This is a genomic window from Streptomyces sp. NPDC002577 (assembly GCF_053594815.1).
In genome coordinates this window covers 24,809-36,756 of the sequence record NZ_JBSFWK010000070.1, presented here as the reverse complement: position 1 = coordinate 36,756, position 11,948 = coordinate 24,809, and the positions used below count along the sequence as shown (strand labels likewise).

Annotated in this window: 11 protein-coding genes and 3 pseudogenes; 11 read left to right on the top strand and 3 right to left on the bottom strand. The window is 68.3% G+C overall.

Annotated elements, in window-relative coordinates; all coding sequences use genetic code 11:
- Both ACWD4J_RS41920 and ACWD4J_RS41915 read right to left on the bottom strand, forming a co-directional pair.
- Positions 1 to 219, bottom strand: a pseudogene (locus ACWD4J_RS41920) (sugar ABC transporter substrate-binding protein); the annotation flags it as partial.
- Between the two features lie 745 nt (positions 220 to 964).
- On the bottom strand, positions 965 to 1,705 hold the full coding sequence (locus ACWD4J_RS41915; RefSeq protein WP_451400809.1) for an FGGY-family carbohydrate kinase: 741 nt from the start codon (positions 1,703 to 1,705) through the stop codon (positions 965 to 967).
- A 502-nt stretch (positions 1,706 to 2,207) separates the two neighbouring features.
- On the opposite strand from ACWD4J_RS41915, the gene ACWD4J_RS41910 reads away from it, so the two are divergent.
- The 10 genes and pseudogenes from ACWD4J_RS41910 to ACWD4J_RS41865 form a co-directional block, all read left to right on the top strand.
- Positions 2,208 to 2,648, top strand: coding sequence for a nuclear transport factor 2 family protein (locus ACWD4J_RS41910; protein WP_451400808.1), 441 nt, complete (start codon positions 2,208 to 2,210; stop codon positions 2,646 to 2,648).
- A gap of 36 nt (positions 2,649 to 2,684) precedes the next feature.
- On the top strand, positions 2,685 to 2,954 hold the full coding sequence (locus tag ACWD4J_RS41905) for a hypothetical protein (protein ID WP_451400807.1): 270 nt from the start codon (positions 2,685 to 2,687) through the stop codon (positions 2,952 to 2,954).
- Positions 2,955 to 3,081: 127 nt separating this feature from the next.
- Positions 3,082 to 3,687 carry a response regulator transcription factor gene (locus ACWD4J_RS41900; protein ID WP_451400806.1) on the top strand — a complete coding sequence of 202 codons (606 nt, stop codon included), beginning with the start codon at positions 3,082 to 3,084 and terminating at the stop codon, positions 3,685 to 3,687.
- 85 nt (positions 3,688 to 3,772) lie between these two features.
- The gene (locus tag ACWD4J_RS41895) at positions 3,773 to 5,269 is read left to right on the top strand and encodes a PAS domain S-box protein (protein ID WP_451400805.1); all 1,497 of its coding nucleotides are present in this window, start codon (positions 3,773 to 3,775) and stop codon (positions 5,267 to 5,269) included.
- 394 nt (positions 5,270 to 5,663) lie between these two features.
- Complete coding sequence (locus tag ACWD4J_RS41890; protein WP_451400804.1) at positions 5,664 to 5,924, top strand: DUF485 domain-containing protein; 261 nt, start codon at positions 5,664 to 5,666, stop codon at positions 5,922 to 5,924.
- A gap of 6 nt (positions 5,925 to 5,930) precedes the next feature.
- Entirely contained in the window at positions 5,931 to 7,499 is a 1,569-nt protein-coding gene (locus ACWD4J_RS41885; protein ID WP_451400803.1) for a solute symporter family protein, read from the top strand.
- A gap of 157 nt (positions 7,500 to 7,656) precedes the next feature.
- Positions 7,657 to 8,508, top strand: coding sequence for an alpha/beta fold hydrolase (locus ACWD4J_RS41880; protein WP_451400802.1), 852 nt, complete (start codon positions 7,657 to 7,659; stop codon positions 8,506 to 8,508).
- Between the two features lie 188 nt (positions 8,509 to 8,696).
- Positions 8,697 to 9,866 carry an acyl-CoA dehydrogenase family protein gene (locus tag ACWD4J_RS41875; protein WP_451400801.1) on the top strand — a complete coding sequence of 390 codons (1,170 nt, stop codon included), beginning with the start codon at positions 8,697 to 8,699 and terminating at the stop codon, positions 9,864 to 9,866.
- 188 nt (positions 9,867 to 10,054) lie between these two features.
- Positions 10,055 to 10,327, top strand: a complete 273-nt coding sequence (locus ACWD4J_RS41870) for a hypothetical protein (protein ID WP_451400800.1) — start codon at positions 10,055 to 10,057, stop codon at positions 10,325 to 10,327.
- 83 nt (positions 10,328 to 10,410) lie between these two features.
- A pseudogene (locus ACWD4J_RS41865) lies at positions 10,411 to 10,671 on the top strand (aromatic ring-hydroxylating oxygenase subunit alpha); the annotation flags it as partial.
- 129 nt (positions 10,672 to 10,800) lie between these two features.
- Here ACWD4J_RS41865 and ACWD4J_RS41860 read toward each other — a convergent pair.
- Positions 10,801 to 10,968 (bottom strand): annotated as a pseudogene (locus ACWD4J_RS41860) (helix-turn-helix domain-containing protein); the annotation flags it as partial.
- Between the two features lie 341 nt (positions 10,969 to 11,309).
- Here ACWD4J_RS41860 and ACWD4J_RS41855 point away from each other — a divergent pair.
- Entirely contained in the window at positions 11,310 to 11,873 is a 564-nt protein-coding gene (locus tag ACWD4J_RS41855) for a hypothetical protein (protein ID WP_451400799.1), read from the top strand.
- Positions 11,874 to 11,948: the final 75 nt, after the last annotated feature.

Below are 11,948 nucleotides of genomic sequence, written 5' to 3'. Positions count from 1 at the left end.
AAGGACCGTGAAGTTCACCTTGATACCGGTGTCCTTCGTGAACGTGTCCTTCGTCAGCTTCGCGATGTCCTCCATCTGCGGGTTGCCGACCATCAGCACGTTGATGCTCTTGCCGCCGCCCGAGGATCCGCCGGCTCCGGCTCCGGAACAGGCAGTGGCGAGGAGGGCGGTGGCGGCGGCGCCGGTGATGAGGGCGTATCTGGTCGATCTCGATCGCATGACGGAGGACCTCTCGTACGGGTGGCTCGGGAAACGGCGTAGGGGGCTCCCACGGCGGCTCCGCTCGTCGGGAGCAGCCGCTCAGCGTGGTTCGTCGGGACCTCGACCGAGGTCCGGCTGGGGAGGGAGGGGAAGGGGTGTCGGCGCGGCCCTGGGGTGTGGGGCGCGATATCGATGGCGGAATTATTAGCAGGAGACTGCGCCGTTGTTAACACATCTTGCGAGAAAAATTCTCTGAATCTATCGTCGAGCCGTCTCGCGGGAGGGTGCGGGACGCCTTCGTCCCTCCGCCTCCGGTCGCCGCCGAGGCGGCTGATGACCAGGTCACGGGCGGAGTACCGAACAGCCCCGGCCCCCGACCGTGCCGCCGCCGTCCCCGAGGAACCCCGCATGAGTGCCAGACCGCACAGACCGGAAACCGCAGACAAGCCCGCCGTCGTCGTCGGAGATACGTTGGTGGGCCTCACGCGCCCCCGCGGTGAAGGCGTCCCGCTCCCACCGTGTCGACAACCTCGACTCGTAAGCTCACCCGGGTGGAGCCAGGCGTCCGGATACGGCTGAGCTCGCCCGGCTGCTGTCGTACTCCGTGGAGATCGCGGCCGGCACCTGCACGCGCGCGGGCGTCCAGCCGACGTACCGACGCGACGGCGTGCCGACCCCGGCGTAGTGCCGACGGCCCTGGCCGCGCCGGGATCTCTGTTGATCCCTTATGCGTTCGCTTATGCCGGGGACTCGTTCCGCGTTCTCACTCGGCGGTCTCGGACGTGTCCAGGCGGGCCCAGACCGGTCCAAGAGCCTCCAGTGCCTCGCGGTACACCGCATACGCCTCGTCGAGTGCGACCCGGTCGGCATGGGGTTCGTGGCGTCTGAGCACGGCGGCGCCGGCGCGCGGGTCCGTCACGTCGTCGAGCAGGCCGACGGCGGTGGCGGCAAGCAGGGCCGCTCCCCGGGCGGCACTCTCCTGCACATCGGTCACCACGACCGGCCGCCGCAGAGCGTCGGCGAACATCTGGCTCCACACCTCGCTGTGCGCGGCGCCGCCGGTCAGCCGGGCCGACCCGGTGATCGGCGGCTTCGAGCAGAGCGCGTCGACGTGCCAGCGGTGATTGAGAACGACACCCTCCATCAAGGCCCGCAGCAGGTGGCCGCGGCCGTGCCAACCGCGCAGACCGAGGAACGTCCCGGACGTCGGCCCCGGGTGCGGAGAGCCGTAGAGGAACGGGTGGAACAACACCTCCGACGGACCGTCCAAATGCGCCTCGACCTCTCGGCCGATCGCCTCATGGATGCCATCGCGCTGCTCGGCCGGTGTACCCGTCACTCGCAGGAACCACTCCAGGTTCGCCACCGAGGCGGGTGAGGTGGACATGGTCATCCACTGCCCCGGGCGGACGAAGTGGCGGACCTGCCAGCGCGGGTCGACGACGGGGCGCTCGCTGATCACCTGATTGCTGAACGACCCGGCGATCATCGCCCTCGCCTCCATGCTCCGCTTCTACCTGGAGCGCGTGGCCCGCCACGGGACCATGGGCCGCACACCGCGGGCCGCGGCACACCCCCTGCTCGACAGCCTCCCTGGGCGCCTGCTGCTCTACTCATCACCGCTGGTCACGGTGCTGGACCGAGTTCTGGAACCCCACAGGCAACCCGAACGCACCGTACGCCCGGCTCATGGAGCAGATGACAAATTCCCTCCTCGCCCTCGGCGACGCGATCCTCGCCTCATTCCGCCCCGCGCCGCAGGAATGAGCGCCGCGCTGCTGGTGCCGACCGTGAACAAGCCAGAGGTGGGTTTCCGGGCCGCGGGCACACAGAACTCGACCCCCAGCAAGGCGGGCGATCGGGACTGTCTTACGGCGTGGGAGTAGGGGAAACCTTTACAGCGGGAAGGCTTTTCCCAACTGCATGCTGTGATATCCGGGTTGTCGCGGAGTCCTCGGGCACTTAGCCTCTTGCGAAAGATCCCTCCGGCATTCGAGGAATCGCCCATGGCATTTCCGCGCGACCGGGTGATGAACACCCTGACACGCTACCTGCAGTTGTGCGATGTCCCCGTCCCCCATGGTGCGGAGGGCGAGATCGGTGATCTGTTCACCGATGACGCGGTCTGGGAAGGTGTGGGACCGAAGTACGGCGACAAGTTCGGCCGCACCGAAGGCCGAGAAGCCATCGTCGAAATGATATCGGCGTACTTGCCGCCGAACAGTCACTTCCGGGAGAACGTTCACCTGCTCTTCCCCGGAAACATCGATCTCGGGGACTCGACAGCCCGGGGAAGCTGGCTGATGCAGCAGCTCTCACGCTATGAATCGGGCGCCGCCGAGGTCATGGTGGCCAGGCTGGACGTGACCTTCCGGTTCGACGCACGGCGGGCGCTGATCCGCCGGTTCCGGACCGAGCAGCTCTTCAGCGCTCCGCTGGCAGGTTGAGCGCGGTTGTGTGCACAGAGGGAGAACTTCACAAAGATGACCGACTCGGGCGGACGCACCACCTTCCTGACCTGCTACGCCGACCTCCACGGCTACGGATGGCACCACGTCGACCTCTTCGTCCACGACTCCGCGGGCAAGGAGGTCAACTGGGTTCACTGGCAGGTCGACGAGGACGGGCCGGACGCCGCGGACCGCGCGACCGCTCGCGTCGAACCGGCGCTGCGCCGGACCAGCGAGTGGGAGCATGGGATCCGGGCGGACGGCAGCAGCTACTGGATCGCGCAAGCGGCGTGGGACGAGTGAGCCGGAGGTGACGGCGATGCAGGGCCACCACGCGCCCCCGGGACCGCAGGGCCACCACGCGCCCCCGGGACCGGGGGCCCACCACGCGCGCCCGGCTCCGGCGGACAGACCACCGGCGGACAGCGTCGTGTACATCATCGACGATGATCAGGAACTGTGCAGGTCACTGGCCTGGCTTCTGGAGTCCGTGAGAATCAGGTCGCAGTGTTTCACCGACGTGCGGGCCTTCCTGGAGTCCTACGACCGGGACCAGCCCGCCTGCATGGTGCTGGATGTGCGCATGCCGGAAGTGAGCGGCTTTCAACTGCAGGAGATCCTGAAACAGGCAGGATCAGCCATCCCGGTCATTTTCGTGTCCGCCCACGGCGACATCAGGATGTCGGTGCGGGCATTGCAGAACGGCGCTGTGGACTTCCTGGAGAAGCCCTACGATCCGCAGCACATGCTCGAGGTCGTCCAGCAGGCGCTGCGGACCGCGCAGGAACGATTCGCCCGTGCCGCCAGGCAGCAGGTACTCCAGGCGCGCCTGGGCAGTCTCAGCCCGCGTGAACGGGAGATCCTTCGTATGGTGATCGACGGCGTACCCAGCAAGAACATCGCGACCCGGCTGGGGATCAGCACGAAGACCGTCGATGTGCACCGCACCCGTATCCGGGACAAGGCCGGTGCCGAGAGCATGGCGACTCTCGTCCGCGACGTGCTCCAGGCGGGTCTCGGACTGCCGTCGCAGTGATTCCGCCGGTCTTGGTGGTTTTGCCGGACTCAGCGATTCTGCCGGTCCTAGTGATTCTGCAGTCCCAGTGATACGGAGCAGCGGGGTGGACGACCTTGAACTCGCCGACTACCGGGAGCTCGTGCAGGCCCTGAAGTACTGCGTGCTGCTGCACGACGCCGAAACGTACGAAATCCTCTGGGCGAACAGGGCCGCCTGCGAACTGCTGGAGTGGACGGTCGACGAGCTGAAGCCGCTCAAGGCACCGGACATGTCCAAGAACGCGCAGCAGTACAGCCGTGAACTAGGACTCCTCTGGCTGCGGCGGGCGGTCGACCAGGGAGTGAGCGCCACCGAGTGGTGCTACCGGTCGAAGAGCGGCGAGGAGATTCTCACCGAGGCCATCGCGATCCGGGTGGAGCTGCCGTCCCGGCCGGTCCTGATGGTGCAGTTCCGCGACATCGCCGCGGAGAAGGCCACCCAGCGCGACCTGTTCCGGACCGAGGGCCGGCTGCGGGCCTTCCTGCGCAATCTCGCGGAGGGCATCGTCGTCCTCGACGACGACGGTGTGGTGGCCTTCGCCAGTGAGTCCGCCGCCAAGCTGCTGGACGTGAACGTCGCCACACTGACCGGATCGGACTTCGCCTGGTTCTGCGATCCCGAGTCCCGGGCGGCCCTGAGCGAGAGCATCGAGAAGACATTCAAAGGCGCGCCGCCCCAGGATTCGAGGTACCGGCTGGCCGCGCCAGGCGGCGAACCCCGGTGGTACGCGGGCACCTGCCAGTACATCGAGATCGAGAGCGACCTGCGCGGGCACCTTCTGCTGTTCCACGACATCTCCGACCGGGTGCGCGCGGAGGAAGAGCACCGCAGGGACAACCAGTACCTCAACCACCTGGCCAGGTACAACGCGATGGGGGACATGGCGATGGCCATCGCACACGAGGTCAGCCAGCCCCTCGCCGCCGCGTACAACTTCATCGAGGGCGCCCGGACCAGGCTGGGCGAATCCGGCCTCGACGAACACGAGCAGCAGGTGGCCTGGGGGCTCGACAACGCCAAGCGCCAGATCGAGCGGTCGAGCCGGATCCTCAAGAGCCTGAGGCAGTACGTCGTACGGCTCGAGCAGTCCGAGCAGCTTGTCGACCTCAACGCGATCGTCAGGGACTGCCTCTACTTCATCGACCTGCGAGCCCAGCAGCATTCCGTCGCCCTCGCGCTCGATCTGACGGCCGAGCCTCTTTTGGTGCGCTGTGAGCAGGTCCTCATCGGACAGGTCGTGATCAACCTAGCCTTCAACGCCATCGACGAGATGGCGCGATGGCCGGTGGAACAGCGCAGAGTGGAGCTGGCCACCAGGCGCTCGGACGGGCACGCGGAGCTGGTCGTCCGCGATTACGGGCAGGGGCTCTCCGCGGTTCCCGGAGGCAAGGTCTTCGACGGTGTCTTCACGTCGAAGGAGAACGGAAGCGGCATCGGTCTGGCGCTGAGCCATCGCATCGTGACCCGTCACCGCGGGCACATCGAGGCCGTGGAGAACACTCCTCGCGGAGCGGCCTTCTCCTTCGCCCTCCCGGCGGCAGGCGAGGGCGTGGAAGCGTAGCGGCGCCCGGCCCGCAGAGCATCACCGGGGCGCCGTAAAGGATTCTTCACTCGTATAGGGAAATCCCGCCAAGGCGTCGGTGGATTCCCAATTGCGTGGCGTTCCGGCACGGAAATAGCATCCCCGCACATCCGAAAAGCGGAAAATCCCATCCGGCAAACCGTCAAATGACCTCTGTCGAATGACGACCGTTGGATGACCATCAAGTGTCTGCCTATGGGTCGCCGACCCGTCCTGTTCCATCGGTGTTTCCGCCTAATGCAATCCACTGCAGGTGCCGCAAGTCCCACGCTGAACAGCCTCACCGGAGACGGGAGCAGACGTGACCGAAGAATCCTCACACGACCTGCAAGTCGGCGCGAAGCCACTCGAAGGAGCGGCGAGGCAGGACCACATGACCCTGGAGAGCATAGCGGCGAAGCGGATCAGGCTCGCCCTCACGTTCTCCGCCGTGGTGTGTCTCGTCTTCTTCCCGCTGCCGATCCTCGGCCAGTTCACCTCGACACTCGACGGTGTCGCCTTCGGCGGGCTGACCTGGGCGTGGGTCTTCGCGTTCGTGCAGTTCGCGGTCGCTGTCCTGGTCGCGGCCCGTTACGCCGCACGCGCCGCCGGGCTCGACGCGGCGACGGCCGAAGTCCTCCGGAAGAAAGGCTGAACGGCCATGGACCTCGTCTCCGCCGGCATGTTCCTCGTACTCGTGCTGATCACCCTTGGAATCACCTGGATCGCGAACCGGCGCAGCAGTTCCGCGGCGGACCATTTCGTCGCCGGCGGGCAGCTATCCGGGCGGCAGAACGGCATCGCCATCGCGGGGGACTACATTTCCGCGGCTTCGTTCCTCGGTGTCTCCGGTGCGATCGCGCTCGCCGGGTTCAACGGTTTCTACCTCGCCGTGTTCGTCCCGGTGGCCTATGTGCTCGCGTTGCTGCTGGTCGCCGAACCGCTGCGGAACCTCGGCCGGTACACGCTGGCCGATGTGCTCGCCGCGCGGTTCCCCGGGCGTGACATCCGTACGGTCATGGCCGTCAGCACGGTCGTCGTGAGCACGCTCTACCTGGTCTCGCAGTTCGTGGGCGCCGCGCTGCTGGTCACGCTGCTCTTCGACATCGACTACGTCGTCGCCGTGATCGTCATCGGCGGTCTCACCACCGTCTACACCCTGCTGGGCGGCATGCTGGCGACCAGCTGGATCCAGATCGTCAAGACCACGCTCATGATGGCGTGTTCGGCGGCGCTCTTCCTGCTGGTCCTGTACAAGTACGACTTCAACCCCCTCGGCGCGTTCAGCGAAGCCCTCCACACGTTCGGGCAGCAGGCGGTCGCCCCCACCCGGACCACGCCGTTGGCCGGCTTCGACCAGCTGTCCTTGGTGTTCGGCCTGGTCCTCGGCGTACTGGGGCTGCCCCATGTGATGATCCGGTTCCTCACCGTCCCGGACGCCAAGGCGGCACGGTCGTCCGCCGTCACCGCGATCTGGGTGTTCACCGCCTTCTATCTGATGATTCCGGTGATCGGCTACGGTGCGGCCCAGCTCGTCGGCAAGCAAGCGATCGCGAAGAAGCACCCGGCCGGGAACCTGGCCGTCGCGCAGCTCGCGGAGAAGCTGGGCGGCGGAGTGCTGCTGGCCCTCGTGGCGGCGGTCGCCTTCGTCACCATCCTCGCGGTACTCGCCGGCCTGGTGATGGCGACCACCGGCGCCATCGCTCACGACCTCTACGGCCAGGTGTTCAAACGCGGAACCGCCACCCCGCGCGGTGAGATGTACGCCGCTCGTATCGCGACCCTGGCGACCTGCGGGATCGGGTTGGCGGTGGCGCTCGCCGCCCAGCGCCAGAACATCGCCTTCCTGGCCTCGCTGGCCTTCGCCGTGGCGGCCAGCGCCAACATGCCGGCCCTGCTGCTGACGATCTACTGGCGGCGCATGACCGCACGGGCGGTGATCAGCGGCATGGTGGTCGGGCTGGTCGCATCCCTGGGGATCATCCTGCTGAGCCCGGCGGTGAACGGGCCCGACGCGGTCCTCGGCTTCTCGAACCCCGCCCTGGTGTCGGTCCCGCTCAGCCTGCTGGTCTCGGTGGCGGTCGCCCTGGCGTTCCCCGTCCGCGGTGACGAGGCCGACCGCGGCCGGGCCACCTTCCTGGCCATGCGCCTCAAGGCACTGACGGGATACGACTCCGGTTCCCGTCAGGTCGAGCAGCCTGCTGCCGGTGCGAGCACGGCCGTCGGCTGACCGGGAGCGACGTAGAGACGCGCGGTTGGCGACGGACGCCGAGGCCCGTTCCCTGGCGAGCGTGAGCGGGCGCCTGCCGGGCCGGACCGGACCGTCAGGCGCCCAGAACCCCATGGATTCCGCAATGAGTTCGGCACTACCTGAAGGCAGGATCAGCATGCAGATGAATGGAACAGGCGAGGACGGCATCAGGACGACGACGGTCACGGGAGCGGACGGGGTGCCGCTTCACGTACTGGACGCGGGCCCCGAAGACGCTCCGGCCGTCGTACTCCTCCACGGGTTCCTCCAGTCGGCCTGGAGCTGGGTGCAGCAGCTGACGGCACCGGGGCCCCTGCGGATCGTCGCGCCGGATCTCCGTGGCCACGGTCTGTCCGGCAAGCCTGATACCGGTTACGGCGAGGAGCGGGCGTGGGCGGACGACGTGGCGGCGGTGATCGCCGCGCTGGGGCTTGACCGGCCCGTCCTGGGCGGCTGGTCCTACGGCGGGCTGGTGGTGATGGACTACATCGCGGTACACGGTGACTCCGCGCTGTCGGGCGTGCTGACGGTGGATGCGTCGCTCACGGCCGGCGTACCGGGGGCGGAGCGGCTGTTCGGCTCGGAATTCTTCGGTCTCGTGCCCCAACTGCTGGCCGAGGACACGGAGTCGGTGGTCGCGGCCCGGCGGACGCTGCTCGAGCTGTTCACCGCGCGTCCCCTCGCAACGGCCGACCTGCTGACCCAGCTCGGGGCGAGCGTGCAGACGCCGACGCGAGTCTGCGGGGCCCTGCTGGGCCGTGCACTGGACCGCACCGATGTCGCGGCCTCCGTCACGGTGCCATGGCTGGCTGTTCAGGGCAGCGAGGACAGGGTCGTCGCGACCGCCGCGGCGGACCACATCGCATCTGCCCAGCCGGCCGCGGAGATTCAGCGATGGGACGGCGTCGGGCACGCGCCCTTCCTGGAGGACCCCGGTCGGTTCGGCAAGGAACTGGCCGCCTTCGTCACGAACAAGGCCCGTCGCTGACGCCGCGGGCGAGCGAGTGAAGTAACGACCGCGCGGCGCTCCCCGGCCATAAAGAAATCCTCATGCCCGTGAAGGAATTACTCAAAGCCGCTGCATTCAAACCCGATTGAGGGAGCCGTGAACCAAAACCACCGTCATTGCGCAGTGGCCGGGCCTGGGTTGAACCTCGCTGACGCACAAGGAGACCGATGATGATGCGAACTCTCGAAGTATCAGCGGACCGAGACCCGGACCGACCGGCGGCAGCGCTGACCTTCGAGGAGGTCCTCGCGCATGTCGCGGACCGCCGCGCCGAATTCACCGACAAGCGTCACGTTCCGCGCGACCTGATCGAGGAATTCAAGCAGATCGGTCTCTACCGTGCGTCGACGCCGAAGCGGTTCGGCGGCGACGCCCTGCCGCCCGCGGAGTTCCTGCGCCTGATCGAGCGGATCTCCGCGGTGGACGGATCGGCGGGCTGGGTCGCGAGCTTCGGGTTGTCGGGCGTCTATCTGGCGGGCCTGCCCCTCGACACCCAGGCCGAGTTGTACGCCGACGGGCCCGGTGTGGTCTTCGCCGGAGGGCTGTTCCCGCTGCAGCCGGCCGAGCGGGTGGACGGCGGCTTCAAGGTGTCCGGGCACTGGCGGTTCGCCAGTGGCTGCAAGGGCGCCGACCTCCTCGGCGTGGGCATCGGCGTGGGCGACTCGTCGTCCGGCAAGCCGCGCACCGCCGTCCTGCGTCCCGGGCAGGTCGAGATCGTGGAGAACTGGGACGTGGTCGGCATGGAGGGCACCGGCAGCCACGACCTGAAGGTCGAGGGTGTCGTCGTCCCCGAGGAGTGGACCTTCGTCCGGGGCGGCGGATCCCTGGTGGACGAGCCTCTGTACCGCTACCCGGCCATCGCCTACGCCGCGCAGGCGCTGGCCGTCGTCAACCTGGGCATCGCCCGCGCCGCCCTGGACCACACCATCCGAGTAGGCGCCGGCCGGGCCGGCCTCACCGGCGCCCCCAAGCTCGCCGAGCGCGCCTACTACCGGATCGCCGTGGCCAAGGCGGAGGCCGCATTGCGTTCGGTCCGCTCCTTCTTCTACGAGGTGACCGAGGAGGTCTACCAGTCGGTGGCCGACGGCCTGGCCGCCACCGCCGAGCAGGCCGGCGTCCTCCGCCTGGCCGCGACCCACGCGGCAAGGGTGGGCTTCGACGTCGTCCGCGACGCCTACACCCTCTCCGGAACCGCGGCCATCGCCGCGGACCATCCCATGCAGCGCTACCTGCGCGACGCGTCGGTGGTGCCGCAGCACGCGTTCCTCACCGAGGGGATGTACGACGGCGCCGGGGCGGTCCTCATGGGCGCTGAGCCCTTTCCCGGCTTCGTGTAACCCCCTCCGTCCGAGGCTTCGTTCACGTTTAACCCGTTGTCCGGCGCGGCCGCTGGACTCCGAAGGGATCGACATGCCCGAGCCAACTCCCGCCCCCCCTGCGGGTCCCCTTCTGCATTGGCATCAACCAGAACTTCTTCGACCTGCCCGCCGGTACGGGCGGCCCGGTCTGGAAGGCCTTCTCCGGCATGAGGGACGAACTCGCCGCCATGCCCGGGGTCGACGTCCTCGGTGACATCGACGACGACCAGTACATGGTCGGCCCGTCCGCCTCCTGGCCGTGGACCTGCTACATCCTGGCCGACGTCGCCGACCAGAAGACGGTCGCGGCGGCCTGCAACCTGTTCCGCACCACTCCGGTCGGCGACCACCTGCTGTGGCGCTACGCCACGATCGAGGCGCGCATCGGCCGCCCCCTGACCACGCCCCCGAGCGTGGGCGGCGAGGTGGCGGCCCGGTGAACGCGAGCAGCATTGCGAACCTCGCCCAGGACGACCGGGTCTCGTCCGCCCTCTACACCGATCCGGCGCTGTTCGAACTGGAGATGAGCCGGATCTTCGAGCGGACCTGGGTCTGGGTCGCGCACGAGAGCGAGCTCCCCAAGGCGGGCGACTTCCGCACGGCATGGGTCGGCCGCCAGCCCGTGATCGTCAGCCGCGACCGCCGAGGCGGCATCAACGTCCTGGTCAACCGCTGCCGCCACCGCGGCGCCAGCCTGTGCGAGGTGCCGAAGGGCAACGGCAACGGCTTCACCTGCCCCTACCACGCCTGGTCGTACGCCCTGGACGGCAAGCTGCGCGGCATCCCGTACCCCGACGGCTACGAGGACGTACTGGAGAAGAAGGACTTCGGCCTACAGCGCCTCAGGGTGGGCGTCTACGCCGGGATGATCTTCGCCGGCTTCAACGAGGACGTCGAACCCCTGGAGGACTTCGTGACGGGTGGTGCGCTCCACCAGACGGACACCCAGGCGATTCTCCAGCTGCTCCAAGGTGCGGGAGAGCGCGGGCTGGCTGATGTGCAGGGCGATCGCGGCGTCGGTGATGGTTCCCTCTTCGCCGATCGCGACGAGGGCCCGCAGGTGCCGCAACTCCACATTCATAACCGCCGAACATACGGGCACGTGCTGCTCCTTGACGACGACGCGCCCAGCCGGTCTTCAGGACCTGGCCCAAGCCCGGGAGGATCCGGGTCGCCTTCAGCACGGCCTCGGCCGCCCCGTGGGCGCGGGGACATACGGCCCCGGTTGCGGTACGTGCAGGGAGTACGGCCGGAGAAGACGTCGTGAGATGTCTTCCGTAACGGCACAGTGACAGCCGCCGATCGGCTGTGGACGCGGTGATGACACGGGTGGGCCGTGCGCCCCATCATGGGTGGGTCATGGGGGGTTCGGTGGATGTGTCTCGAGTGCGCCGCCGCGGCTGGGTACCGCGTGTGGCGCCGGTGGCGGCTGTCCGAGCGGGACTGTTCTCGGTTCTCGGTACGGCGGTTGCGAGCACCGTCCACCATCTGGCATTCGACTCCAGCCCTTCATGGGGTGTGCGGGCTGCCGTGGCCCTCGCCTTCTTCGCCGTCGCACTTCCGGGCGCGGGGCAGGAGAAGCCGCTGGTCTGGCAGTTGACGCTCGCCGCCGGAGCGCAGGTGGCCGCGGGCTACTGGTTCGTGCGGGCCGACGACGCTGTTGCGTTGCCGGCGCACGCGGTGTGGCCGACCTCCGTGCATGCGGGCCGGCCGGTCGTCGTTGCGCACCTGCTGCTGACGGTGTTGTGCGCGGTGCTGCTGCATGGCATGGACACCTGCCGTCGGCGTGTGCTGCGCGCGGCCGGGCGGGATCTGATGCGGCGGTTGTTCGCGCCGGTCTGCGCGCCGTTCGAACTGGCCGTGAATACGAGTGCCGAGCGATGCCCGGGATACGGCGACGACCGTGCCTCTCCTGCCGTGACCCTTCTGGCCGACGCCGTCGTGCGGCGCGGCCCGCCCTTCTCCTCCCTGCTGCTCGCGGCCTGACGTTCGGCCGCCGAGCGGTTTCCGGTGTGCTCGACCGCCAGTTCTGTGCCCAGCCATGCCGGGGCGCGGGCTCCG